Origin of the sequence: Microbacterium proteolyticum (genome assembly GCF_029639405.1) — a bacterium.
GTDB lineage: Bacteria > Actinomycetota > Actinomycetes > Actinomycetales > Microbacteriaceae > Microbacterium.
This window is the reverse complement of sequence record NZ_CP121274.1, coordinates 1800868-1825682: the sequence shown is the minus strand read 5'-3', so window position 1 is coordinate 1825682 and position 24815 is coordinate 1800868. Positions and strand designations below refer to the sequence as shown.

The window sequence follows — 24815 nt, the reverse complement described above, 5'->3', positions numbered from 1 at the left end:
CGATACCCGGGGGGAATCGGCGGCGCCCGGCGATGGTGACAGAGGGGCGGAGAGTGTGATGCCAACAGGGTGAAGGAGGGATGACCACGGGGATGAAACCGCTCCCTCGACAGGTCATACGGGCGAACATCACCCCAATGATCGGGTGAAGCGCACCCCCGCCGTGCGCTCCTTTCGTCGCCCAGACCCGAACCCGGGCCGACGACTGCGCAGACCGAGAGTTGGAGAACACGATGCTGATCGACCTCGACACCCCTCCCGCCGCGGCCCGCGCCGCCCGGCGCTCCAGCCGCTTCTGGACACCACGCACCCTGACCGTCGCCAAGCTCCGCCAGGCGCTCGAGAGCGACGTCGTCCTTCTCCGGGGGCCCGCCGGAGTCGGCAAGAGCGCCCTGCTGCGGCAATTCGCTGCGGCCCTCGACGACGACCCCGAGACCGGCATCCAGCTCCTGGACTCCGCCCACGCCGACGCGGAGACCCTCGACCGCGTCGCGGCCGCTTTCGGCGAGGGTCCGCCGCAGCACGTGCTGCTCGTGGACAACCTCACCGACTCTCCGACGGTCGACTCCGCCGCGATCCTCGACCTGCTCCGCGCGGATCCGGCGCTGCGCGTAGTCGTGGCCACGCGGCACGTGACCCGGCTCGAGAGCCCGCTGATCGCTCTCGAATTCGACGTCCACGTCCTCACCCCGGCCGACCTGCTGATGACGCGCGAGGAGCTGGCTCTGGTCCTCGACCTGAACGGGATCGAGACCACCGACGCCGCCGTCGACGTGCTCATGCGCCGCACCCACGGATGGCCCGCGCTCGCGCAGCTCGCAAGCTCCCGGCTGCGTCTCGAGGGCCTGCCGCTGCGCACGCGTGACGAGGCGGATGCCATCGCGGATCATGCTGCTCGCGCGCTTACCGCGGACATGGAGGCGCACCTGAGCGTCCCGATCACCGACGAGGTCCGACTGCTCGCGGTGGCCCCGTACATCAACGTCGAACTGGCCGACGCCATCGGCATCGACTCGACCGCCGGAACCACGAGTGATCTGCTCGGCGAACTGCAGGACGCGGGCTTCGTCTGGCCCAGCACGACTCGGCTGGTGCTGGCCGAGCCCGTCCGCGCCCAATGGCTGCGCGAGATCACGGCCGGGGCTCCCGAACTGGTCGAGCACGCGCGCCTGCGCCTGCTCGATCACCTCGTCGCCGCGGGCGAGCCGCTGCGCGCCGCGCAGCTCGCCGCCGACGCGGCCCAGTGGCCCACGCTCGGTTCGATCCTGCGCTCGGCGGGCCCGGAGATCTGGGCACGCGACTCCGTCGCCTTCGCGACGCTCGTCGAGACCCTGCGCGCGCACGTGGGTTTCGACCCCGTGTCGGTCGACGCGCTCCTCTCGGTCGACCCCGACACCGCGGCGTCCGCGGAGACTCCCGCGCTCGTGGTCGGCGCGCTCGGGCGCCTCCCGGAGGCGAAGGCGGCAGCGCAGCACAACATCGAGGCGCTGATCATCCGCGTGAACCTGCTGCGCGCCGCGGGGCGGTTCGCCCTGGCCACCGAGTCGGCGACGCTCCTCGTGGACGCTCTTCGTCGTCGGCCGGCGCTCTCGGACGATGTCGTCGCCGAGGGGTGGTACCAAGTCGGGATGACCCACCTCGCGATGGGCAAGCTGCGCGATGCGACCCTCGCCCTCGGGCAGGTCGAGCGACTCGCTCCCCCGGCCCGCCGGCTCCGCGCCCGCGGGGTGCTCGCGGTCGTGGCGCTGCTGGAGGGCGACGTCCGGGCGGCGGGGGTGCTGTGCGACGCCGACCGCGAGGACGCGTGGGCCGGCTCGCCCTGGGGCGAGGGGACGCGGCTGGCCGATGCCTGGCTGAGTCTGGAACGCGGCGATGCCGCGGCCGCGCGCGAGCGCCTCGACACGATGACCGCGACCGGCGGCGCACGGGAGCTGTGGCCGTTCGCCGCGTCGGTCCAGGCCATCGCGTTCCTGCTCTCCGGAGCGGCCCCCGACGCGCTGGGGATGCTGCGGTCGTGGATGGGGCGGACGCGCAGCACGCCCCCCTCGCACTTCCAGTCGATCCAGCTGCTGACGGCCCGCGCGAAGGTGCTGATCGCCCTGCGCCAGGCGCGCAAGGCCCTGGCCCTGTTCGAGGGCCCGTTCGGGCTCTCCGCCGCGACCGCGCCCGCGATCGCCCTGTCGCAGCTCTACGCGGGACGCGCCCACGAGGCCTACGTGATGAGTGTGAAGTGGGGCATCCACCAGGACTCCTCACCGCGCGCCGCGCTGGAGAGCATGGTGGTCAGCATGGTCTCCGACGTCCGGCTCAACGGGACCGGGGCCCACCGTTCGACCGCCCAACGGGCTGAGGCGCTGAGTGCGCGTCACGACCTGTGGAGCCCGTGGAGCGCGGTCGCACCCGAGGACCGCGGCCTCGTCCTCCGGCTCCTGTCCCCCGCGGCACGCGATCGCGTGTCGGATCGCGTCTCGTTCTTCGCGTCATCCGTGAGTGTTCCGCACCTCACGAAGCGCGAGCAGGTGGTCCTGGCACAACTCACCCCGACGTCGACGATCGCCGACATCGCCCGCGCGCTGGTCGTCTCGCCGAACACCGTCAAGACGCAGTTGCAGAGCCTGTATCGCAAGCTCGAGGTGTCGGACCGCGCGAGCGCGATCCGCGCCGCGCACGCGTGGGGCCTGATCGAGGCGGACGGCGAGCTGTGAGGCCGGGCGCGCCGACTCAGCCCCGGTCGGCGCGCCGGCGGCGGGCGAACCCGAAGACCAGCCGCGCCACGATGAGGAGCACGACGAAGACGAGCACTCCCGGGAACGTCAGCGGCAGACCCGCGCCATGGAGGACCGTCAGCACGACGACGACACTCGCGATCGGGACGACGAGTCCGATCACACGGCGCAGTCGACGTCGGGTCATGGGTAAACGGTAGCCGGTGCGCCGGCGCGGGTGACGCGTTCGTCTGCGGCGACCTGGAGTCCGAAGACTCCGAACCACGCGATCGCGAGCGTCGCCGCGATGAACTCGAGGTTCCCTCCGAGGACCGTGTCGCCGCGGAAGAGCGCCAGCATGGCGCCGATGAACGACGTGAGACCGACGGCGACGAGCGTCGCGAGACTCGCAGCGCGCATCCACGGACGGCGACGCAGAACCGACACCTGCGCCATCGCGACGATCGCCAGGACGAACCCGAGCACCGCGGCGCTGATGTGGATGAGGTCCTGCGGCAGGGCCCCCGGGGTGAAGGGCACGGGGCACCCGGGCGAGCAGGTGACGACGGATGCCAGGGCGAAGCACGCCCCGCACACGACGAGGGTCGCGGCGATGGGCCAGCCGACGACGTAGACGTCGGGCCGGTGCAGGATCGCGCGGTCGACGAGCACGGCGGCGATGCCGAGCAGCAGGAGGGCGGAGTTGAAGACGGGCGCCGTGGGCATGCCGGTGGCACCCAACTGGCTCACGTAGTGAACGGTCGGATCCCAGAGGCGACTGAGCCAGATGAGGCCCGCGCTGAGGAAAGCGGCGCCCCCGCCGACGAGGGCGAGGAGCACGACACGACGGCTTCCCGAGCGGGGTGCGAGGCGGGGCGACCGAACGATCGTCTCGGTCATGGGCGTCTCCGGCGGCGTCGAGGGGCCTGGCCACATTACCGCGCCCGGTGCGCACGCGCGCCGCAGAGCGGGGCATCGGATGCCGACGCGGTCGGAATCCGTGCGCGACGCGGGCGATTCCCCGGGTGAGGTATGGACCTCTCCGGGAAGTGACGGCGGCCACGCGTGGCAGGGTCGTCCTCGAGTGATCTCGAGTGGTTCTCCCCCAAGTTCCTTACTCTTCAATCCGATCGCTCATCATGGATGCGCGGTCTCGTGGCCACGGCACCCGGTTCGAGACCGCGCATCCCCTCCGCACGAGCCTGCACCCCACTCGTCGGGCGCCCAGGCAGCCCACCGAGAGGAGTCCCGTGACGGACGACCAGACCGAGAAGTCGCCGGCGTCGACGGACGGAGCGGAGTCTTCGCCGCTCGACGAGTTGCTGCGACGGGACGACGCCGACGATGCGTCTCCGACGTTCCCCGCCGCCTTCCGCGGGTACGACCGCGAGGCCGTGGACGACGCCGTCCGTCATCTCGTCCAGCGCGCACGCGCGGCCTCGGACGAGGTGCATCGCGAGAAGCTCCGCGCCGAGGCGATGTACGCGCAGCAGCGCGCAGACCACGATGACGAGCTCGCGGAGGCGGCCCGGCGACACGTCGAGGAGACCGGCAGGCTGCAGGAGCAGGCGCGTGCGGCGGCCGCGCGCGCAGCCGAAGCCGAGACCCAGGTCGCCGCCCTCTCCGCCGGTCTCGTCGCGGGCTCCGACGGCGACGGCGAGGATCCCGCGCAGAGTCGTCAGCGGTTCGACGCGATCCTCCGCGTCGCCGAGGAGCAGGCGAACGTCCTCGTCCAGAATGCGGCGGCGCAGGCGGATCGACTCCTGGCCGGTGCCCGCGACGAGGCCGACGGCATCCGGGCGGACGCGGTCGCCGAACGCGACCGGATCCGCTCCGAGGCGCAGCACGACGCCGATCAGGCGCGTCTGCGGATCGAGACGGAGCTCACCGCGCATCACGCTCGCCTCGAGCGGGAGGCCGCCCACGCGGCCGAGAAGGTGGCCCAGGCCGAGCGCGAGGCCGTCGCGCTGCGCACGGAGGCCGAGAGAGGGGCGGCGGCGCTGCGCTCGCTCGTCTCGCGCGAGACCGGCGACCTCCGGGCCGCCGCCGAGCGCGACGTCCGAGAGATGACCGCCCGGGTCCTCGAGTTCGAGGAGTCTCTGACCCGGCGCCAGGACGAGGCGCAGCAGGAGTTCCTCGTCCTGCACAATCAGGCGGTCGCGCACGCCGAACGGATCACTTCGGACGCGAGCGAACAGGTGGAGGCGGCCCTCGACCACGCGCGACGGATCGCGGCACGGGCCGACGATCATGAGCGGCTGGCACGCGCCCAGGCCCAACAGATCGAGGCGCAGGCGAACGTCCACGCGCGGGAGGTCCTGGACGACGCGCGGGAGAAGGCCCAACGGATCGCGGACACGATCACGGCGCACGCGGCCACGGTGCTGCGGGACGCCGAGGACCGCACGCGCGATCTCCGCTGGCAGCAGCAACAGCTCGGCGGTTTCCTCTCCGAGATGAACGAGCTGCTGCGCGCGACACCGCGGGGGACGCCGCGACCGGGTGAGGACGATCAGGATGCCGAGCCCGCGGTGGCGAACGGCGGCGGAGAGGGCACGGCGCCCTCCGACTGAGACGCCGGGGCCCGGGCGGGGATAACGTGGAGCGATGCGATCCGTCCCCCTCGGCCCCTCGGGCCCCGCCGTCCCCGCCGTCGTCGCCGGAATGATGCGGATCGACGACAAGAGCGACGCGGAGGTCCGCGAGCTCTACGAGGCGGCACGCTCGGCGGGCATCGACTTCTTCGACCATGCCGACATCTACGCGCGCGAGCTCCATTCCGCCGAGCGGCGGTTCTCCGAGGCGCTCGCGCTCGGTTCGTCCGAGCGCGCCGAGATCCGGCTGCAGACGAAGGCGGGCATCGTCCGCGAGGGTCCGTACTTCGACTTCTCCTACGAGCACATCGTCGCCTCCGTGGACGAGTCCCTCCGCGCGCTGAAGACCGACTACGTCGACGTTCTGCTGCTGCACCGACCCGACGCGCTCGTCGAACCCGACGAAGTCGCGCGCGCGTTCGATGAGCTGGAGGCCGCCGGCAAGGTGCGCGCTTTCGGGGTGTCCAACCACACCCCGCGCCAGATCGACCTGCTGCGCACGGCGGTGCGCCAGCCCATCGTCGCGAACCAGGTGCAGCTCTCCGTCGCGCACGCGCCGATCGTCGCGCAGGGGCTCGCGATGAACATGGAGTCCACACCGCAGTCCGCCGTCCTCGACGGCGGCGGACTCGTCGACTACTGCCGCCTGGAAGGCATCACCCTCCAGGCATGGTCACCGCTGCAGGGGACGAAGGGGAACGGCGTGTTCCTCGGCGACCCGGCCTACGCCGAGCTGAACGCCGTGATCGACGACCTGGCCGCGCGCTACCGTGTCACCCCGATCGCGATCGCCGTGGCATGGATCACCCGGCATCCCGCCGGGATGCAGGTGGTGTTGGGGACCACGACGCCCGGTCGAGTGATCGACGCGGCGGCGGGAGCCGACGTCGTCTTGACCCGGGCGGAGTGGTACGCGCTGGTCCGTGCGGCGGGATACGTCGTCCCGTGACCGCGCCGGGCGGAAGTGAGCGTGAGACGGCATCGATGACGAGGCGCCCGTGGGGGGCGATCTCCGCCGGCCTCGCCGCCCTCGTGTTCGCGGCCCCGACGTCGGTGCTCCCGGCCGACGGTCCGGTCGCCCCGAAAGTCGTTTTCATCGTCGTCGGCGCCGTCCTGCTGGCCGTCGCGATCGTTCTCACGCGACGGGAGCCCGGCGCGTCGGGACGGGGCGACGCCGAGGACGCCGACGACGTCACACCGTGACGGTGGCGGCGAGGGCCGCGGGCGTGATGATCGTGAGCGGCTCGGTGGGCACGTCCCACGCGAGGGAGTGAGTCACGACCACCTGGTCTGCGGCGCTCATGCGGCGCGGACCAGGGAGCGCGGCGCCGCGGTGGACCGCGCCTGACCGGGCCGGGCGGAAGCCGGGCGCTCGGCGGCCGCGGCCGGGACGGTGTCGATGTCGAGATTCAGACCGCGCGAGGAGTTGGCGTCGTTCGCCATGCGCTTGAGCAGGTTCTGGTCGAGGGACTCCGGCTGCTCGGACTCGAAGACGAAGCGCAGCGGGATGGCGGGCTGCAGCCAGATCGTCGAGCGGCCGGCGGGCTCGTCCTCGCCGTGCGTCCACGACAGCGTGAAGCTCTCGCCGCGGCGCAGCTTGGTGGCGACGACCACCTTGACGTGGGCGAGCATCCGATCGTCGATCGTGATGGGCTCGGGGGTCGTCCCGTAGAACAGCTTCGCCATGATGTGTCCCTTCACTCTTTGCTTGTTTACGAACTTACTAGGTAGACTAGCGAATAAGCAACCGAGATATAAGGCGAAGATCGGAGGCGGCCCGATGACCACCGCATCCCCCGCTCCCTACTGGTACGGCGAGAGCGCCGACGGCCGACGCGGATCGCGCGTCATGCAGGCGCTCCGGGAGTACAGAACCGCGGAGATGGCGATGCGTCGGCGCACGCAGGACTCGATGGCGATGGGCGAGAACGAACTCCTCGTCCTGCGATTCCTCACCCGCAGTGCCGGAGCAAGAACCGACACGACACCCGCCGATCTCGCGCGCCACCTCGGGCTGTCGACGGCATCCATCACCGCGCTCCTGGATCGTCTCGAACGATCGGGGCACGTGCGACGCGAGCGGCATCCGACGGATCGACGGAAGATCCTCGTGCGCGGGACCACGCACACGGAGGACGAGATCCGCGACACCCTCGGGGGCATGCACGAGCGCATGATGCGCGTCACTTCCGGAATGAGCCGAGTCGAGGCGGATGCCGTGACGGCCTTCCTCGAACGCATGCGCTGCGCCGTCGACGGCTCGTGCACGAGGACGGGGGCGCCGTGCTGCCTGAGCGAGCATCCCGCCGAGCACCCCACGGCAGGACGCGCTGCCGGCTGACAGCCCGATACCGTGGCGCGCCGTCGACCCTCCGCGCACCGACCTCCCCCGCAGGACGGATCCCCCGCCGGGCGCATCTCGATACCGTCGGGATATGGACGCCCTCGCCTCTCGAGTCCGCTCGATCCGCTCCGCGCTGACGTCAGCGGTGCTCCTCGGCCTGCTCCTCCTGGCGGCGACGCCGCCCGCCCCCGCGCGCGCCGACGTGGACGACTTCCGGTTCGAGTCCTTCGACGCGCAGATGTCGCTGACGCGGTCCGCGGACGGGCACGCCGAGTCGACGGTCACGGAGACGCTCGTCGCGCAGTTCCCGGAAGACGACCAGAACCGCGGCATCGTCCGGGCCATCCCGGACGACTACGACGGCGTACCCCTGCAGACGCGCATCATCTCGGTCACGGGTGCCGACGGCGCAGCCATCCCCTACGAGATCGAGACGGACCGACGGGAGGTCCGGGTCCTCACCGGCGACGACGATTACGTGCACGGCAGGCAGACGTACGTGATCTCGTACACCCAGCGCGACACCATCCGCGCGTTCGACGACACCGACACCGACGAGTTCTACCGCGACGTCAACGGAACGGAGTGGGCGCAGCCCTTCGGTCGGGTGAGCGTCGAGGTGGCGGTGGATGCCGCTCTCGCGCCGACAGCACTCGACGGCGCCGCCGCCTGCTACCGGGGCGAACAAGGGTCGACCGACCGGTGCGACGTCGTCCGAGCGGATCGGGCGGACGGCGGCCTGACGTTCTCCGCCGCGGCGGACGACCTCGGACCGGGCGAGAACCTCACCATCTCCGTCGGCTTCGCGCGGGGCACGTTCGTCCCGGGCGAGGTGGTGCGGACCGCGGCCGAACAGTTCTCCGTGGATGCCGCGCCGGCGCTGTCCGCGATCTCGCTGGGCTCCCTCGGCGTCACCGCCGCCGCGATCGGGGCGGCGATCTTCTCGCGTCGCCGCAACCGCGACGCCGCGGGTCGGGGCATCATCGTCCCGGAGTACGCCCCGCCCGCCGACGTCGACGTGCTCGAGGGCGCGCACCTCGTCGGACGTTCGCGCGGCGCCCTCCCCGCCGCGGTCCTCGACACGGCGGTCGCCGGACACCTCCGCATCGTGGAAGACCCCTCCGCGGACGACGAGCTGGCCCTGGAGTACATCGACGGAACCGGAGCGACCCCCCTGCGGGCGGGGGTCCTCGCCGCCGTGTTCGGCGAGAGCCCGCGACCCGGCGAGCGCGTGGCACTGGACACACCGGGCAGCGACGCGGGCGAACGGCTGCGCGACCTCCTCACGGTGGCCGGCGCAGAGGTGCGCCGCCGCGGATGGATGCGTCCACCGCGGATGCGGGGGGCCGTGATCGCGGGGACGATCGCCGTGATCGCGTTCGGGGTCGCGGTCGCCGCCCTGATCATCACGTCGGTCGGAGCGGCACCGACCTGGTGGCAGATCGCAGCGATCCCGGCGACGGTGGCCGGCGGCATCCTGACGTTCGTCCTCCTCCGGTACTCGGATCGGGTGACGGATGCCGGGGCGCCCGCGCGCGACCATCTGCTCGGGCTGCGGGACTACCTGGCCCTGGCCGAAGCCGACCGTATGCGCGTGCTGCAGAGTCCGGAGGGAGCCGAGCGCCGGCCCGCCGGAGTCGATGACCCCGTGCAGGTGCTGCACCTGCACGAGAAGCTGCTGCCGTGGGCGGTCGTCTGGGGCGTCGAGCGGGAGTGGGCCGACGTGCTCGCCACCGGGGCCCGGGCGACCGGGACGGAACTCGGCTGGTACTCCGGACCGAACGGGTTCTCGAGCGCCCTGCTGGCGTCGTCGCTGTCGACGATGCACTCCGGGACCAGCCCGGCACCGCAGGTGAGCGGCTCGGGAAGCTTCTCGGGCGGCTCGTTCGGCGGTGGCTTCTCGGGCGGAGGGATGGGAGGCGGAGGCGGAGGCGGACGGTGACGGGCCCGGCGCGGCTCACTCCGCCGCGCGCACCACTTCGGCGATGACCCGCGGGTCGGCGAGCACGCGGAAGTGACCGCCGGCATCCAGGCGGATGTTCCGTGCGCCCCTGAGTTCGCTCCCCTCCGGGATGTGGGGGTCGAAGGCGCCGTAGACGGAGACGATGCGCGTGTTGACCTCGGCCGAGGCGGCGAGCGCCCGCATCGTCGCATCCCCCGAACGGAATGCGCGGAGCGACGGAGCGGGCATCAGGCTGCTGTACCGGGATCCTCCGAACGGGGTCGCCACGGCGACCATGGCCCGCACCCGCTCGCCGACCGGATCGAAGGCCATGACGTGCTTGCCGATCAGACCGCCCTTGCTGTGGGCGACGAGGACCAGGTCGTCCAGCTCGCGCTCCACGATCAGGTCGACGACGCGACCCGCCGACTCGATCACGGGGCGGCGATTGGCTCCGAGCCCCGCGACGACGTGGACCGGGTGCCCCCGTTCGTGGAGAGCTTCGGCGAGCGGCTCGAGGAATCGCCACGTCTCGTAGATCCCCGGCACGAGGACCAGGGGCCGCTTCGTTCCGGACACGAGGTCGTCGGGGCGCCCGGCGCCGATCGCGCGCAGCTGCGCCGCGACGGCGTAGACGTAGTCCCGGGCCCACCAGGAGAGGTCGCGGCCCCACGCCCGCCTCGCGAGCGATCCGGGCTCGGCATCCGTCGGCATGCCCTCATCTTCAGGCACGGTCCGGCAACCGGCCCCGGGGTTGCACGACGGCCGGGTCGGCACCCCCGCGTAGAGTCGCGTCATGCGCACCTCCCCCCGCGGCGCCCGTCTCCGCCGTCTCCGCCACCTCCGCACGTCCGCCCCCGGTCGCGCGCGGTGACGGCACTGCCTCCGGGGCGCCAGCTCGTCCTCACGTGGGGGATCCCCCGGGCGTACGGCGGGCTGACGGCGGCCCTGCTGCAGCGCTCGCGACTGTTCGACCGTCGCGGTGGCGCCCCCGTGGACGTCCTGACCTGCGATGATCGCGCCGACACGGTGTCCGCGGAGGCCGAACTGTCCGACCGCGCGGCCCTGTCGGCGGGCGTGCGGGTGCGGAACCTCTGGGACTGGCTGCGCGACAACGATCTGCGGGGTCGCCCGGTCGGACCGTCCGCGGGGTTCTCTCCCCTTCCGGACGGTTCCGTGGAGGACCGGGCCCACGGAACCGTCCTGCGCCGCGTCCGGACGGACGCCCGGGGGACAGTGCAGCAGGTCGACCACCTGCGCCCCGACGGGACCCTCGCCGCGAGCGACCGCCGCGACGTGCCCACGCCGGACGGCGGCGTCCGTCGCGTCGTCGTCACCTGCGATGCGGAGGGCTCCCCCCGGGCTGCCTGGCGCGGGGTTCGGAGCCTGTACGCCGCGTGGCTGGATCACCTCACCGGCGCGGAGCCGACGTTCCTCCTCGTGGACAGCAAGGCGATGGCTCGGTTCGCCGCCGGATACCGGCGCCCGCACGTCGTCGTCGTCCACGTGGTGCACGGCTCGCACCTGACCGACGACGGCGCGGCGCTGCGCCCGTCGCGGGCGGAGGTCTTCGCGCGGCTGGGAGCGTTCGATGCGGTCGTGTTCTGCACCGCCCGGCAGGCGCGCGACGTGCGACGGCGGGTCGGCCCCCTGCCGCTGCTCGCCGTCGTGCCGCACCCCGTGTCGCGGGTGGAGTCTCGACCGGGGCCCCGCGACGGGGCGGTCGTCCTCGCGCGGCTGGAGGGCATCAAGCGTGTCGAGGACGCCGTCGCGGCCGCGCGCGGGGCGGCGGAGACCGTCCCCGGACTCACGCTCGACGTCTACGGCGACGGACCCGAGCGCGAGCGGCTCGAGGCGCTCGCGGGCACGGATGGGTCTGTTCGTCTGCACGGCTTCGCTCCGACCGCGCGGGAGGCGCTGACCTCGGCATCCGTTCTGCTGCTCACCAGCCGCTCCGAGGCGTTCTCGCTGGTCGTGGCGGAGGCGATGGCGGCCGGATGCCTGCCGATCGCCTACGACGTGCCGTACGGTCCGCGCGAACTCATCCGGCACGGCCGCACGGGGTGGCTCGTGCCGGCCGGCGATGTCGCCCGTCTCACCGAGACGCTGGTGGCGGCCGTGACGACGGACGAGCGCGTGCTCACCCGGATGCGACGCGACGCCGTCGCCCGGGCTGCGGAGCTCGACAAGTCGGTCGTGCTGGAGCGGTGGAGCGCGACGCTGCGCCGGGCGGCTCGACGACACCGGATGCGCGAACGCACCTGGCTATTCCGAGAGATGGTGCGGCGGCGCCTTCGGATCGGCTGAGAGCGCGCCCCTCACCCCACGCGGGGGCGTACTGTCATCTCACCCAGCCCCGGCATTGCCGGCGCGGAGGCGCCTCTCACGGCGCACGACGTCCCCCGTCCGTCGAGCCATTCCCCCACCCCGGCTCCGGACGGGGTTCGTCGTTCAGCGGTCCTCGCCGTAGGCGCGGATGCTGCGGACGTCGTCGTTCAGATCGTCGTCGGCTGCGCCGTCGCTGACGGCCGCGTCGGCCGCCCGCTGCTGCTTCGCGCCGGCCTTCTTCTCCTCGGGCGCCGCCTCGGTGGCGCCGTCCATCACCGGGGCGTCCTGGGTGGGTTCGCGATCGTCCATGGGGTCCTCCTCGATCCGGGTCCTCTCGGCATCCTCTCGGCGGATCGGATGCCGGACCGGGGGGTTGCGTCCGGGACGCGGCCGTGCTGGTCGACTCTCAGAGGGCGCGCGGCCGCGTCCTGTCAAGCTCCGGTAGGATGGAGCCCGGCAAGGGGAGTATTCCCACGCGACGATCCCGTCAATACGGTCCACGCCATCGTGGACCCGGGGCGTCGGCTCGCTTCGCGAGTGGAAGAGACCTTGGTGTTTCGACGTACACCAAAACCCTTGGAGGCCCGCGTGGGTGTGACCCCGCTCATCTGGATCATCACGATCGCCGTGACGATCGCGTTCTTCGTGTTCGAGTTCTTCGCGCACGTCCGTAAGGCTCACGAGCCGACCATCGGCGAGTCGGCGCGGTGGTCGGCGTTCTACATCGGCCTGGCGCTGCTGTTCGGCGTCGGCATCGGCGTCGTCTCGGGCTGGACGTACGGCGGCGAGTACTTCGCCGGCTATCTGACCGAGAAGGCGCTGTCGATCGACAACCTCTTCGTCTTCCTCATCATCATGACCGGCTTCGCGGTGCCGAAGAAGTACCAGCAGAAGGTGCTGATGATCGGCATCGTGATCGCTCTGATCATGCGCGGCGCCTTCATCGCCGTCGGTGCGGCGCTGATCGAGAACTTCTCCTGGATCTTCTACATCTTCGGCGCGCTGCTCCTCTTCCTCGCGTACCGCCAGGCCTTCTCGCACGGCGAGAGCGACCCGGCCAACGGACGTTTCATGCGGTTCGTGCGGCGCGTCCTCCCCGTCAGCGAGGAGTACAACGGCGACAAGCTCACCGTGCAGAAGGACGGCAAGCGCTTCGTGACCCCGATGCTCCTCGTCATCGTCGCGATCGGCTTCATCGACCTCGTCTTCGCGATCGACTCGATTCCCGCGATCTACGGTCTGACGAACGAGGCGTACATCGTCTTCACCGCCAACGCGTTCGCCCTGATGGGTCTGCGCCAGCTGTACTTCCTCATCGGCGGCCTGCTCGAGCGCCTCGTCTACCTGTCGCAGGGACTGGCAGTCATCCTGGCGTTCATCGGTGTGAAGCTCGTCTTCCACGCGCTGCACGTCAACGAGCTCCCGTTCATCAACGGCGGTGAGCCGCTGCTCTGGGTGCCCGAGATCCCGATCTGGCTGTCGCTGCTGTTCATCGCCGCGACCGTCGCGGTGGCGACCATCGCGAGCCTCGCCAAGACGCGGAGGGATGACGAGAAGAAGCGCCGCGACCTGTTCGAGGGCGAAAAGGTCATCCACGCCCCCGAGGACTGACCCTCTCGACACCGGGCGGGCCCGCGGCGCATGCCGCGGGCCCGTTGCCGTATCCGCCCCCGGAGCGCAACCCCGCGGGCAGCGGCCCGCGGCCGACCTACCGTGACCGCATGACTCGTTTCGGATACACCCTCATGACCGAGCAGAGCGGACCCCGCGAGCTCGTGGACTACGCCGTCGGCGCCGAGCGCGCGGGGTACGACTTCCTCGTCTCCAGCGACCACTACTCCCCCTGGTTGACGTCGCAGGGTCATGCGCCCTACGCGTGGACCGTCCTGGGGGCCGTCGCGCACGCCACGACCGACGTCGAGCTGATGACCTACGTCACGTGCCCGACCATCCGGTACCACCCGGCCGTCGTGGCGCAGAAGGCAGCCACCCTGCAACTGCTGTCGGACGGGCGCTTCACCCTTGGTCTCGGATCGGGCGAGAACCTCAACGAGCACGTGGTCGGCGAGGGCTGGCCGGCCGTCCACGCGCGCCAGGACATGCTCGTCGAGGCGATCGAGATCATCCGCGCGTTGCACACCGGCGACCTCGTGACCTACGACGGGGAGTACTTCCGCGTCGACTCGGCCCGCGTGTGGGATGCCCCCGACGGAGGCGTGCCGATCGGCGTCGCCGTGTCCGGCGAGCATTCGATCGAGCGGTTCGCGCCGCTCGGCGACCACCTCATCACCACCGAGCCCGAAGCCGACCTCATCCGCGGGTGGGACGAGCACCACGACGGCGCCTCACGCAAGATCGGTCAGATCCCGATCAGCTGGGACCCGAACAAGGATGCCGCGATCGCTCGCGCCCACGACCAGTTCCGGTGGTTCGCCGGCGGTTGGGCCGTGAACTCCGACCTGCCCACTCCCGCGGGGTTCGCGGGAGCGTCGCAGTTCGTGCGCCCCGAGGACGTCGCGGACTCCATCGCCTGCGGCCCGGACCTCGACGAGCTCGCCGAGAGCGTGCGTCCCTTCATCGACGCCGGTTTCACCGACATCGCCATCGTGCAGGTCGGCGACGAGCACCAGCAGCGTTTCGTCGACGAGGTGGCCGCCCCGTTGCTGGAGAAGCTCCGCGCGCTCTGAGTTGCCGCCCGGTCGCGCGGTCGGGCCTATGGGCTCAGACCGCGTGGCCGGTCTCGCGCACCCACTGCTCGAGACGCCACGGGGGCACGCGGAACACGCGGGCGACGTCGGTGATCGCGTGATGGCCCTCGATCACGGATGCCACGGCGAACTCCTGCAACGAGCGGAAGGTCCGCCCGGCCAGCGGACCCACGCGCAGGTCGGCGAAGGTGCGGGGCGCGGTGGCGGCTCCCGCACCGGGCGCGACGAACACGTATGCCGACGCGCCCTGCATCCCCCTCTCGGCGGCGCGCTGGTGCACGCGCGGGGCGACCGACGGCACGTGCGGAGGCGGGACGGGTGCTCCGTACTCCGCGGGCGTCGGTGGCGGGCCGACATGGTGCGCCGCGGGGGGCGGGGAGGTCTGCCACGGAGCCGGCGGCAGCGCCGCAGTCCCGGGGGCGATGTGCGGCGAGAACCCCGCCGCGGGGAATCGTTCGGCCGGGGGCGGAGGTGCCGGCGCCGGCTCCTCCGTTCCGGACGTCATCCACGGCGCGGGCGGAAGCTCCCCACCCCAGATCACGGGGCTCGGCACCACGTGCGGGCTCGAACTGGGTGCGTCGATCGCGTCCGACACCGGGGTGCGGGAGACACCGTCGCCGAACAGATCCGACACACCGACTTCGAAGACGTCGGCGAGCGCCACGAGCACCGCCAGCGGCACCGCGGTGCGGCCCGCCTCGATCGATCTGATGCGCTGCTCCGACAGCGCGGCCTCGAACGACAACGCCGCGACGGACATGCCGCGCGCCAGGCGCATGGCCCGCACCCGCTCACCGAGCGTGTGCAGGACGGCGTTCAGGCGATCCTCCTCGTGCTCCTCGGTCATCGACGACTTCCTCCCACAGTCGGGTTACGCGCTGCCTCCTCGACCCACTGTTGCAGTCGCCACTGCGCGATGCGGAACAGACGCGCGATGGTCGGCACCGAATAGCCGCCTTCGAGGACGGCCGCGACGGCGAACTGCTGCAACGAGGCAAAGGTACGCCCCTCCAGCGGACCGGTACGCAGGTCCGCGAACGAGCGCGGTCGGTGGTGCGCCGGACGCGGGCCGAGCGTCGCGGACGGCGCGGTCGGGCGGGACTCGGCCCACGCCGCGGGGGCGGCCGGTGCCGGGGCGGGCCCGCGCCATCCGGTCCCGGGACGAGGCGCCGCCGGCGGCGGGGTCGGGACGGGCTCGCGCCGCACCTGATCCGGCGCCACCCCTCCCGAGGTCGGCTCGTCGGCGCGATATGCGGCCACCTGCTCCTCACCGTGGCGCAACAGCGCCTCGTGCAGCAGCCGCCGGAGCTTCTGATGCTCGCGACGGCGGCGCCAGAGCACCGGCAGGCCGATCGCCGGGACGAGGAGGACGAGCGCCCACATCCACATCATCGGATGCTCATTCATCCACCCGACCCACGCCCACTGGAACGTCCAATCGGTCTGGACGTTGCCCTGCTGCATCGTCCGGGATCCCGACCACGACGCCACGACGTCCTGGCCGACGCCGTGGAAGGTGTTCCCGGTGATGTCCGCGCGTGCATCCTCGGAGAGTTCGACAGCGAATCCGGATGCCACCCGCAGATCGTTGTCGCGGACGATCACGGCCGCTCCGGTCAGCTCGAGCGCGATGCGGCGGCCCGCGAGCCGGGAGTCGGACACCGTGGCATCCGTGATCCGCCCCGAGACGTCCAGACCCCGGAGGTCCGACGAGGACAGGTCGGCATCGGCCACGGTGAGCCCGGCGGACGGCCCCTCCACGAGGACGGCCGTGCGCGTCTCGGACACCTCGGTACCCCGGATCTCGGTCGCGTCGGTGGAGATGACGCGGACTCCGCCCTCGCCGCTGTCGCGCACGTGCGAACCGGTGAGCGTGAACCCGTCGGCGGGGCTCAGCCCGTACCCGCCCGAGGTCGGACCGGTGGCGAGCGCGGAGCCGTCGATGCGGATGCCCCAGCCCGCGGAACCGTCCACGGTGGATTCGGTGATCTTCGTGCCCGTCGACTGGCGCGACACGGAGACACCGTCGCCGCCGGAGCCCGTGATCGTCGTCCGCTCGATCGTCGTGTCGGAGGCGCCGTTCGTCACCTCCACGCCGGTGAGCGTCGAATCCTCGATTGTGGTGTCCTGCATGCCGGCCTGCGTGGTGTCCGAGAAGAACACCCCGTAATGCAGCCCGGTGATCTTCGTCGAGACGATTCCCGCGGACGCGCGGTCATCGCCCGTTCCCGTCACGGCGAGACCACCGGTCCGGCCGCTCCAGTAGCCGAGGTCGCGGATCTCGGCGTCCTTGGTAGCGAGCACGCCGTCTCGCGCTCGGATGTAGGCCCGTCCGTCCGTCTCGTCGAGGTCGGGCGCGGCGGCGGTCTCGTCCCACGAGGTGATGACGAAGGGGTCGTCCTCGGCACCGACGATGCCGAGGAAGCCGCCCCACGTGACGAGGCTCGTGGTCCCCGACGGTGAACTCGACATCCTCAGGGTGCCGCCCCCGAGGAGGTCGAGTTCCACTCCGCGGCGGATGACGACGTGGCGCAGGAGGGTGAAGGTCCGCTCGTCGTCGGCGCGCACGGCCCCCAGCGCCACCAGATCGGCGAGGTGATAGAGGGTGGCCTGCCCGTTCTGAGGGGCGAGCACGACGGTGTTCCACTGGTCGACGAGCGCCGGGTCCCCGGGCGCCAACCCCGCCACGGCCGTCAGTCGCTCGTCCTCGGCGGCGACGAGCTCGGCGGGGCTCTTCGGAGCGGCCGGGGCGTCGGTGGTGTCGGGCGAGGGGGACACCGCCACGACCGGCCCCGTCGGCGCCTCGGCACGAAACCACGGCAGGAACGTCCCGGTGTGGACGAAATTGCCCACGAGTACGACCGCGGCCACGAGAACGACCACCGCGACGACCATGATCACCCGAGCCACCCCGCGGATGGCCGGATGCGTGTCGCCGCGTTCCAGCGCGGTCAGCGCGCCGTCGTCATCCACGGGGGCCCTCCCCGTCGGGCGAGGACATCAACCCGACGCTCTGCGCCGACTGCCCCTCGCCGCCCAGGCTCGCCTCGGACTGTCCTTCGCCGCCCTGGCTGTCCGCGGACCGCGTCAGCCACCCCTGCTTGTTCATCGTGAACAGCGCGTACACCTTGATCGGCAGCGAGACGAAGATGATGACGACCGTCACCAGGGGCAGCAGCACGATGTCCTCGGGACGACGCCACAGATGCGACATTCCGCGGATGCCACGACCGACGAACATCCAGACGATCGCGAGGATGATGCCGAGCGTCGGATTGTCGGCCCGCACCGCGAGCACGATGTACGCCAGCGCGACGAACATGGTGAACGGCGTCAGCAGGATCTGCATCATCGTGATCTGCGAGATGAGCGGCACCTTGAACACCCACCCGTGGCGAATGGCGGTGAGGTAGCACCGGTAGGAGTTACGGCTCCAGCGCACCCGCTGCTTCACGAACGCCCGGAAAGTGCCGGGGAACATCGACAGCGCCCGCGCGCTGTCCTGGTGGGCGACACGAAACCCCTGCGACAGCACGAGCCACGTCATCCGACCGTCGTCTCCCGCAACGCACTCCCTGCCGAAGAACATCTCGTGCTCGAGGTCCTCCACGCGCGGATGGATCACGGACGTCCGGTAGGCGGCGGTGCGGCCGGACGCGCAGATCACCCCGCCGAAGCGGCCCATCGCCGGGGCGTAGTCGGTGCAGCGCAGGTCGATGATCCAGTCCGCGACGCGACGCCACACGCTCGACTTCGGCAGGTAGACGTTCTGCCGAGTGCTGACCGCACCGACGGCGGGGTCGATGAAGGGCATCTGGACGGCGTCGAGCATGCCGTCCTCCCACGCGGTGTCGGAGTCGACGAACACGATCAGTTCGGTGTCGACCATGCGGATGCCGACACCCAGCGCCGAGCGCTTCCCCCGGTGCCGGAACATCACGACGTCCACCGTCGGGATCTCCAGCGCCTCGATGCGCTGCTGGGCCTCCACGTCGGCGACGTCGAGGACGATGATGATCCGCGACGGCCCCTGCCGCACCCATGTCTGCAGACACCGCAGCAGCACGTCGGGATCCTCGTGGAAGGACGGCACCACGACCGTGGTCGTGGTGCGGTAGTCGTTGCGCACCGGGCGCGATGTCGCCGCGAGGAGCTTTCGGACGATCCAGAAGCCCCACGACACGATGCCCAGGTACCCGAACGGCAGCAGCCACATCAGCTGCTCACCGAATGACCCGTGGCCCACGTCTTCTCCCCTGCGTGCGGCGGATACGCCGAATGACGGCCCGGGGAGGACAGTGAAGGTTACCGCGTCCGTGTTACGTGCATGCGACGTCGCTCAAGGACACGCCCGTTCCGACCGTGTTCCCGCAGGCGACCGTGTTGCCCGCTTCCCGCGCGGCCCCCACGACGGCGACCCCCACACCCCCGGCACCCGGACGCAGGACGTTCGCCGCGACGACGTTGCCCGACCCCCACGGAGCCAGGATGACGTGGATGCTCACGGCATCCGCTCGACCCTCGATCGTGTTGCCCTCGATCCGCCAGTCCGAGCCCTTGAGGTCGACCGCGCTGTCGACCACGGCCCCGGCGCTCGTGGAGAGCGACGAGTCGCGCACGATCCCGCCGGTCGTGCCCTCCTTGACGTCGAGCGCCTCCGCGGTGGTGTCGCGCACGATGAGACCCGAGAACGAATTGCGATCGCTGCGGTCGGGATCGCACGCGGTGTAGCGGCACCAGTTCGACTCCGCGGAACCGACGTAGACGCCCTCGCCGAACTCCGGATCCGTCAGGCCGGTGCGCTCGATCGTGACCGAACGCACGCTGTTGTCGGCACTCCCGCTGCGCAGGTGCAATCCCTCCTGGCCCACATCCGAGATCGTCAGACCGCTGAGCGACGAGTGGGTCGTCGCGTCGAGCACGACGCCCTTCTGCCCGCCCCGCACCGCGAGGTCGCGGACGTCCCAGTACGCGGCGCCCTCCAACTGCAACGCGTACCCGCCGGCGACGTCGCCACCGTCGAGGACCGTGCCCGTCGTGCCGCACAGCACGATCGGGGCGTCGGCCGTCGCGACCGCCGTGGCGCGGAACCGTCCGTGGTAGACCGACGGCGCCAGTTGCAGCACGGCTCCCGGTGCGGCCGCGTCCAGGGCGGCCTGCAGGGCGTCCGCTCCCTCGCCCACCGCGACGGCTCCCGGGACGCACGGCGCCGAGGGCGCGACCGGCACCGCGGGAGCACACCCCGAGAGCATCACGGCGCACACGGCGACGGCGATCAGGGCGGTCCGGCTGCGGTTCATCGCGTCGAGTATCCCAGGCGGCGAACCGTAGGGTGGACGCATGCCGCGTGCCGTGCTCTTCGTCGCCGTCGCGGGGCTCGCGCTCCTCCTCGCCGCCTGCGGCTCGGGCGATGCCGTGCGCACGACCGACTCGCCGGCCTCCTTTCCGACCGACGTGCGGGTCGACTACCAGCTCGGGGCGCCCTATCCCCCGGCCGACGGCGTCACGGTCGTCGTCCGGGACCGCACCGCCGCCCCGGCGGACGGCCTGTACTCGGTCTGCTACGTCAACGCGTTCCAGACCCAACCCGGCGAAGGTGCCGGGTGGCCGGACGGGACGCTCCTCGAGCGCGATGGGGAGCCGGTGTTCGATCCCGACTGGCCGGACGAACGCCTCGTCGACACCTCGACCGAGGGCACGCGCGCGCGTGTGGTCGAGCACGTCGCCCCCTGGATCCGCGGGTGCGCGGCATCCGGGTTCCAGGCGGTGGAGTTCGACAACCTCGATACGTTCACGCGCACCGACGGTGCACTCTCCTTCGAGGACAACGCCGCCGTCGCCGCCGCGCTGGTCGCCGTGGCGCATGACGCCGGTCTCGCCGCCGGCCAGAAGAACGCCGCCGAATTCGCCGACCGGCTCCGGGATGCCGCGGGCTTCGACTTCGCCGTGGCCGAGGAGTGCGCGGCGTACGACGAGTGCGCCGCATACACGGACGTCTACGGCGCCCACGTGATCGACATCGAGTACACCGATCAGCTGCCCCGACCGTTCACGCAGATGTGCGCCGACGAGGCGACGCCCGCGGCGACCGTGCTGCGCGATCGGCGACTGTCGACCCCCGACGCGGCGGAGTACGCCTTCGAGACCTGCCCCGCGCGCTGACCGGACGCAGCGCAGGCGCGCCGCAGAACGGCTCATCGGGAAGTGCCCCGGACCGGAGGGTCCGGGGCACTCGGGTCACCCGGCCATCAGGTCGCGGAAGAATCCGTCGACGTGCGTGCGGAGCGACTCGATACGACGATCCCGCGCCGCCTCGGCGTCGTGGCCGAGGTAGGCGGGCGGGTCGAGACGACGCACGTTCGCGGAGCATTCGAAACGCGAGCACAGAAGCGTGCCGACGGTGTTGCCGGCCTTGCCGGCACCCCCGGCGCGCCGAGCCGAGAAGAACACGACGTCGTTGGGCAACGTCACGTCCGAGCACCACGAGCACTGCGGCCGGGACCGGGTGGGCTGCTCGGCCTGACGCAGCTGCAGGCCCACGGCGTTCCCGTCGATCTCGGCCACGATGAACCCCAGCAGCGGCGACTTGGGGTCGCGCCAGCCGAAGTAGTCGAGGCGGTCCCAGTCGCGTTCCGCGAGATCCGCGGGGAGGACGATCGCCTTGCGCTCGCGCAGCGAGACGTTGACGAAGCTGGATCGGACGGTGGATTCGGTGAGGGCGATCATGAGGGTCCCATCGATGGACCGGAGAGGCTCCGGTCGAAGGACGCCCGCGTCGTGCACGGGCGAGCGGAGGATGCCGCGCCGACGCACGTCGAACGCGGGTGTGGGCGCGCGACACCGAGGTCGCGCGACGTCGCCGCTCAGGCGGCGAGGGCCACGGCTCCGATCGCGCCTCTGCCGTCGGCGATGCGGACGCCGACGACCCCCTCACGCCCGAAGGGCATCGCGGAGGGAAGAGAAGACATGCTTCGAGCGTACGCCGCTCAGGCGCGGAACGGGGCGGATCCGAGCACCCGCTCCACGGTCAGCTCGAGCACCACCCGCTCGGGGTTCACACGGGGCTGACGATAGCGCGCCGCGTACAGGTCCACGGCACGGGCGACGGCCTCGGGATCGTCGCTCACGCGGGCGGGACCCTCGAAGCTGATCCACCGGCTCCCGTCGACCGAGCAGACCGACGCCCTCCCCGAACGCTCCGCGTTCACGAACTTCTGCGTCCCGCGCGAGCCGATGACCCGCACGACGCCCGCGTCGTAGGTGAAGCCCACCGGCACGGAGTGCACCCGACCCGAGCGACCCACGGTCGAGAGCGTCGCGAGGTGGTACTCGGCGAGAAAGGCCAGGGCGTCGTCGTTCAGCACGATTCCAGCGTGCCACGTCCGGCGAGGTGTGCGACCGTTCGGGTGGCGGCATCCCAGCGTCGGATGCCGATCGCGCGCGCACCGATCGGCTCGCCGCCCTCGCCGCCCAGCACGGCGAGCGCCTCGCCGACCCGGTCGAGGGGCACGCGGCGCGCGAGCGTCACGTGCGGCGTCCACTCCCCCGGCAACGTGTGCGGCGCGTCCTGGCCGGCACCGGCCAGAGCGTGCACGGCCGCATGAAGGCCGAGCAAGGCGGCGCTCGGAACCACCGAGCGTGCGATCACGCGGGTCCGACCGATGCCGAAGAGCACGGGGGCGCCGAGCGTGACGGGAAGAGGGAGCCGATCGGTCAGTCCGTCCGCGGTGAGGTCGGGAAGAGACGGGCGCACGAGCAGCGTCATGTGCGGGCGGTTGGTCGGACCGGTGTGCCGGGCCTGACTGGGCAGCCCCGCCGAGGCGAGGATCGCCCACTCGCGACGGATGGCGGCGTCGGCATCCGCGTCGAAGACGAACTCGAGGCTGACGACGTCGGTCATCGTCGGATCAGCGGGTCGACCACCACGCCGCGGCCACGAGCACGGGCTGGAAGAACAAGCGCGCGAAACGGCGGCGGTCGGTGTCGAGTCCGAACGCCGAGCGCTTCTTGCGCCACTGGTCGACGTTGCCGGGGAAGATCGCGACGTAGAACGCCGCGAGCGCCGCGCCGATGCGCCGCCGCTCCCGGGGCAGCGCGATCAGAGCCACCCCGAACGCGATCTCGACGACCCCGGATGCCACGACCACGGCATCACGATCGAGCGGCCCACGTTCCACGACCGCGTCGGGCACCTGCGCCTGGAAGTCGCGGCGGGCGAAGGTGAGGTGCGCCACTCCGGCGAAGGTCATTGCCAGGGCCAGGCCCCATCGGACGAACGATCTCATGGCGTCAGGCTAGAGGCGCCCCTGGGCGAGTCGGCCAGGCTTGACGAGGCCCCCGTCGGGAGTCGTCACGGATTGGCGGCGGGCGCTACGCGAAGCGCACCGGAAGCGCAACCCCCGGACGCCGAGCGCACGGGCCGATTGACTGAGCACACGTCGAGCAAGGAGGTGCCCATGACGCTCACGGAGAGCCCCGCCGCGGAGCTCGGCGGAATCGACCTGGACGCCCTCCTGGTGCGGGCGGCGACCGGCGACTGCGACGCTTTCGTCGACTTCTACGACGCCACGTCGCCCCGCGTGTATGCGGTGCTGCTCACGCTCACGCGCGACGCCGACACTGCGGCATCCCTCCTCGAGGGGATCTACGTCGAAGCGTGGGAACGCCTGCGCGGCCGCTCGGCACCGCCGTGTCCGGGGATGGAGTGGATGTCCGTCATCGCCCACCGGCACGCGTCGGGCCGACGGTGACATGACGGCGCCGACGACGCAGAGGATGTCCGCGCGTCAGGCGCTCCGGCGCGCGGCCTCGGCCTCCTCGGCGGGCGCGGCGACATCGAGGTCGATCGTCAGACCGCTCGACGAGTTCGCCGAATTGGCGTACGACTGCAGCAGCGCGGGATCGAGCATCTCGGGCTCGACCGAGCCGAAGACGAATCGGAGGGGGATCGAGGGCTGGATCCAGATCGTGCTGCGCCCACCCTCTTCGCCATCCGGGTGGCGCCAGGACATCGTGAAGCTCTCTCCACGGCGGAGCTTGGTCGCGATCACGACCTTCACGTGCGCGAGCACTCGGTCCGGGATCCGGATCGGGCGCTCGGACGACCCGTAGAACAGTAGGCCCATGAGCATCTCCTTCCGGAGTTTCGACATCCCATATTTTACTAGGTTGCCTAACTATTGCCTAATGAATCACGCAGGAATATCCGGCACGCGCCAAGTTTCTTTTCTGTTCACCAGGGGCTACGCCAGGTCTATCGCATCACTGAAATCTCGTTTGCCTAACTAGACTGTCGCATCGGGCGGCCGGACCCTTACAGGAGAGCCATGACGATCGTGACTGAAGACGACCCTTCGACAGTCGCCGCCCGCGCCGTCGAGAGACTGCGACTCGCCGAGGCGCGCCTGGCCCGACGGCGGCAGACGGACTGCGGACCCAGCGAGAACGCCCGTGCGGCGATGCGCCTGATCCTCGAGCGGGCCGACGAAGGCGCCACCGTGACCCCCACCGAGATCGCCCAGGCCCTCGCGGTCTCGACGGCATCGGTCACGGGCATGCTCGATCGGCTGGCCGCCGGCGGGCTCATCGGCTTCGTGGCGAACCCCGCGGACCGGCGCAGCAAGTTCGTCGTCCCCTTCGACCGCGATACGGATGCCGACTCGATCGACCCCGTCACGGCCCGGATCCGCGAATTCGCGCTGGACCTCCCGCCCGGAGCGGCCGACCAACTGGCGGACTTCCTCGATCGCGTCCGCGAGGTCGTCGACGCCGAGTGCCGCTGAGCGGGTTCAGACGCGCACGGGCTCCGCGGCATCCGGGTCGGGTTCCGCCACGACCGTGAGCCCGTTCGCCGAACTCGCCTCGTGCATGAGTTCGTCGACCCAGCGGCGGTTCACGTGCGGCGGACGACTGCCGTAGAAGTGGAAGACCAGCGGGATCGACGGGTGGATCCAGAGGGTGCGCGTGCCGCTTCCGTCTCCGAGCGGGAAGTGGAACATGAACGGCTCGCCGCGGCGGAGCTTGTTCATGAACACGAGGCGCAGGTGAGCCAGCGTGCGGTCCTCGATGTCGAAAGAGTGACCGAGCGCGTCGTAAACCAGTTTGCCCACCCCGACAGCGTATCCGCTCCACCGACCTAACCAATACGGCGGGGCCGCACGAGTGCGGGGAATTATCGGATCGGGTCCAGAATCC

The 24815-nt window shown here is 71.3% G+C and carries 27 protein-coding genes; 12 read left to right on the top strand and 15 right to left on the bottom strand.

Annotated elements, in window-relative coordinates; all coding sequences use genetic code 11:
- Positions 1 to 233 precede the first annotated feature (233 nt).
- On the top strand, positions 234 to 2705 hold the full coding sequence (locus P8R59_RS09290; RefSeq protein ID WP_278103696.1) for a helix-turn-helix transcriptional regulator: 2472 nt from the start codon (positions 234 to 236) through the stop codon (positions 2703 to 2705).
- A 16-nt stretch (positions 2706 to 2721) separates the two neighbouring features.
- Here the strand turns inward: P8R59_RS09290 and P8R59_RS09285 are convergent, their stop codons facing one another.
- Both P8R59_RS09285 and P8R59_RS09280 read right to left on the bottom strand, forming a co-directional pair.
- On the bottom strand, positions 2722 to 2913 hold the full coding sequence (locus P8R59_RS09285; RefSeq protein ID WP_139340560.1) for a hypothetical protein: 192 nt from the start codon (positions 2911 to 2913) through the stop codon (positions 2722 to 2724).
- Positions 2910 to 3605: a DUF998 domain-containing protein gene (locus P8R59_RS09280; protein ID WP_278103695.1), complete on the bottom strand. Its 696-nt coding sequence runs from the start codon at positions 3603 to 3605 to the stop codon at positions 2910 to 2912. Before P8R59_RS09280 ends, P8R59_RS09285 begins: the two co-directional genes overlap by 4 nt.
- A 350-nt stretch (positions 3606 to 3955) precedes the next feature.
- Between P8R59_RS09280 and P8R59_RS09275 the strand changes: the two genes are divergently transcribed.
- From P8R59_RS09275 to P8R59_RS09265, 3 genes are read left to right on the top strand one after another with little or no spacing between them, the layout of a single operon-like run.
- Positions 3956 to 5278, top strand: a complete 1323-nt coding sequence (locus P8R59_RS09275; RefSeq protein ID WP_278103694.1) for a cell division initiation protein — start codon at positions 3956 to 3958, stop codon at positions 5276 to 5278.
- Between the two features lie 34 nt (positions 5279 to 5312).
- Positions 5313 to 6248: an aldo/keto reductase gene (locus P8R59_RS09270; RefSeq protein ID WP_278103693.1), complete on the top strand. Its 936-nt coding sequence runs from the start codon at positions 5313 to 5315 to the stop codon at positions 6246 to 6248.
- Between the two features lie 35 nt (positions 6249 to 6283).
- Positions 6284 to 6502, top strand: a complete 219-nt coding sequence (locus tag P8R59_RS09265) for a hypothetical protein (RefSeq protein WP_278103692.1) — start codon at positions 6284 to 6286, stop codon at positions 6500 to 6502.
- Between the two features lie 96 nt (positions 6503 to 6598).
- Here P8R59_RS09265 and P8R59_RS09260 read toward each other — a convergent pair whose 3' ends face one another.
- Entirely contained in the window at positions 6599 to 6985 is a 387-nt protein-coding gene (locus tag P8R59_RS09260; RefSeq protein WP_278103691.1) for a hypothetical protein, read from the bottom strand.
- Between the two features lie 94 nt (positions 6986 to 7079).
- Between P8R59_RS09260 and P8R59_RS09255 the strand changes: the two genes are divergently transcribed.
- Together P8R59_RS09255 and P8R59_RS09250 are read left to right on the top strand one after the other, a co-directional pair.
- A complete protein-coding gene (locus P8R59_RS09255; protein ID WP_278103690.1) occupies positions 7080 to 7640 on the top strand; it encodes a MarR family winged helix-turn-helix transcriptional regulator in 561 nt (186 codons plus the stop codon).
- Between the two features lie 94 nt (positions 7641 to 7734).
- Entirely contained in the window at positions 7735 to 9585 is a 1851-nt protein-coding gene (locus tag P8R59_RS09250) for a DUF2207 domain-containing protein (protein ID WP_278103689.1), read from the top strand.
- Between the two features lie 15 nt (positions 9586 to 9600).
- On the opposite strand, the gene P8R59_RS09245 is transcribed toward P8R59_RS09250, so the two are convergent.
- Positions 9601 to 10383: an esterase/lipase family protein gene (locus P8R59_RS09245; protein ID WP_278103688.1), complete on the bottom strand. Its 783-nt coding sequence runs from the start codon at positions 10381 to 10383 to the stop codon at positions 9601 to 9603.
- A gap of 72 nt (positions 10384 to 10455) precedes the next feature.
- On the opposite strand from P8R59_RS09245, the gene P8R59_RS09240 reads away from it, so the two are divergent.
- Complete coding sequence (locus P8R59_RS09240; protein WP_278103687.1) at positions 10456 to 11892, top strand: glycosyltransferase; 1437 nt, start codon at positions 10456 to 10458, stop codon at positions 11890 to 11892.
- Between the two features lie 144 nt (positions 11893 to 12036).
- Here the strand turns inward: P8R59_RS09240 and P8R59_RS09235 are convergent, their stop codons facing one another.
- Entirely contained in the window at positions 12037 to 12222 is a 186-nt protein-coding gene (locus P8R59_RS09235) for a hypothetical protein (RefSeq protein WP_278103686.1), read from the bottom strand.
- A 279-nt stretch (positions 12223 to 12501) separates the two neighbouring features.
- Between P8R59_RS09235 and P8R59_RS09230 the strand changes: the two genes are divergently transcribed.
- Positions 12502 to 13524, top strand: a complete 1023-nt coding sequence (locus P8R59_RS09230; protein WP_278103685.1) for a TerC family protein — start codon at positions 12502 to 12504, stop codon at positions 13522 to 13524.
- Positions 13525 to 13634: 110 nt separating this feature from the next.
- Positions 13635 to 14600, top strand: a complete 966-nt coding sequence (locus tag P8R59_RS09225) for an LLM class F420-dependent oxidoreductase (protein ID WP_278103684.1) — start codon at positions 13635 to 13637, stop codon at positions 14598 to 14600.
- Positions 14601 to 14634: 34 nt separating this feature from the next.
- On the opposite strand, the gene P8R59_RS09220 is transcribed toward P8R59_RS09225, so the two are convergent.
- From P8R59_RS09220 to P8R59_RS09205, 4 genes are all read right to left on the bottom strand, one after another.
- Positions 14635 to 15468, bottom strand: coding sequence for a helix-turn-helix domain-containing protein (locus tag P8R59_RS09220; RefSeq protein WP_278103683.1), 834 nt, complete (start codon positions 15466 to 15468; stop codon positions 14635 to 14637).
- Positions 15465 to 17594 carry a right-handed parallel beta-helix repeat-containing protein gene (locus P8R59_RS09215; protein ID WP_278103682.1) on the bottom strand — a complete coding sequence of 710 codons (2130 nt, stop codon included), beginning with the start codon at positions 17592 to 17594 and terminating at the stop codon, positions 15465 to 15467. Before P8R59_RS09215 ends, P8R59_RS09220 begins: the two co-directional genes overlap by 4 nt.
- The gene (locus P8R59_RS09210) at positions 17587 to 18867 is read right to left on the bottom strand and encodes a glycosyltransferase (protein WP_278103681.1); all 1281 of its coding nucleotides are present in this window, start codon (positions 18865 to 18867) and stop codon (positions 17587 to 17589) included. The genes P8R59_RS09215 and P8R59_RS09210 overlap by 8 nt, the downstream gene beginning before the upstream one ends.
- 73 nt (positions 18868 to 18940) lie before the next feature.
- Positions 18941 to 19921: a right-handed parallel beta-helix repeat-containing protein gene (locus P8R59_RS09205; RefSeq protein WP_278103680.1), complete on the bottom strand. Its 981-nt coding sequence runs from the start codon at positions 19919 to 19921 to the stop codon at positions 18941 to 18943.
- Positions 19922 to 19961: 40 nt separating this feature from the next.
- On the opposite strand from P8R59_RS09205, the gene P8R59_RS09200 reads away from it, so the two are divergent.
- Positions 19962 to 20783, top strand: coding sequence for an endo alpha-1,4 polygalactosaminidase (locus P8R59_RS09200; RefSeq protein WP_278103679.1), 822 nt, complete (start codon positions 19962 to 19964; stop codon positions 20781 to 20783).
- 75 nt (positions 20784 to 20858) lie between these two features.
- Here the strand turns inward: P8R59_RS09200 and P8R59_RS09195 are convergent, their stop codons facing one another.
- The 4 genes from P8R59_RS09195 to P8R59_RS09180 all read right to left on the bottom strand — a co-directional run bounded on the left by P8R59_RS09195 (position 20859) and on the right by P8R59_RS09180 (position 22906).
- On the bottom strand, positions 20859 to 21347 hold the full coding sequence (locus tag P8R59_RS09195) for an FBP domain-containing protein (protein WP_077049553.1): 489 nt from the start codon (positions 21345 to 21347) through the stop codon (positions 20859 to 20861).
- Positions 21348 to 21607: 260 nt separating this feature from the next.
- The gene (locus P8R59_RS09190) at positions 21608 to 21985 is read right to left on the bottom strand and encodes a PPOX class F420-dependent oxidoreductase (protein WP_083734914.1); all 378 of its coding nucleotides are present in this window, start codon (positions 21983 to 21985) and stop codon (positions 21608 to 21610) included.
- Positions 21979 to 22521 (bottom strand): 2'-5' RNA ligase family protein, encoded by a 543-nt coding sequence (locus P8R59_RS09185; protein ID WP_278103678.1) that lies wholly within the window; start codon positions 22519 to 22521, stop codon positions 21979 to 21981. Before P8R59_RS09185 ends, P8R59_RS09190 begins: the two co-directional genes overlap by 7 nt.
- Before the next feature lie 7 nt (positions 22522 to 22528).
- Positions 22529 to 22906, bottom strand: coding sequence for a DoxX family protein (locus P8R59_RS09180; RefSeq protein WP_278103677.1), 378 nt, complete (start codon positions 22904 to 22906; stop codon positions 22529 to 22531).
- 171 nt (positions 22907 to 23077) lie between these two features.
- On the opposite strand from P8R59_RS09180, the gene P8R59_RS09175 reads away from it, so the two are divergent.
- Positions 23078 to 23371 (top strand): hypothetical protein, encoded by a 294-nt coding sequence (locus P8R59_RS09175; RefSeq protein WP_077049556.1) that lies wholly within the window; start codon positions 23078 to 23080, stop codon positions 23369 to 23371.
- A gap of 36 nt (positions 23372 to 23407) precedes the next feature.
- On the opposite strand, the gene P8R59_RS09170 is transcribed toward P8R59_RS09175, so the two are convergent.
- Positions 23408 to 23746, bottom strand: coding sequence for a hypothetical protein (locus tag P8R59_RS09170; RefSeq protein ID WP_278103676.1), 339 nt, complete (start codon positions 23744 to 23746; stop codon positions 23408 to 23410).
- A 201-nt stretch (positions 23747 to 23947) separates the two neighbouring features.
- Here P8R59_RS09170 and P8R59_RS09165 point away from each other — a divergent pair, with 201 nt between their 5' ends.
- Entirely contained in the window at positions 23948 to 24403 is a 456-nt protein-coding gene (locus P8R59_RS09165) for a MarR family winged helix-turn-helix transcriptional regulator (protein ID WP_077049558.1), read from the top strand.
- A 6-nt stretch (positions 24404 to 24409) separates the two neighbouring features.
- Here the strand turns inward: P8R59_RS09165 and P8R59_RS09160 are convergent, their stop codons facing one another.
- Positions 24410 to 24730 (bottom strand): ATP-dependent DNA ligase, encoded by a 321-nt coding sequence (locus P8R59_RS09160; protein WP_278103675.1) that lies wholly within the window; start codon positions 24728 to 24730, stop codon positions 24410 to 24412.
- Positions 24731 to 24815 lie beyond the last annotated feature (85 nt).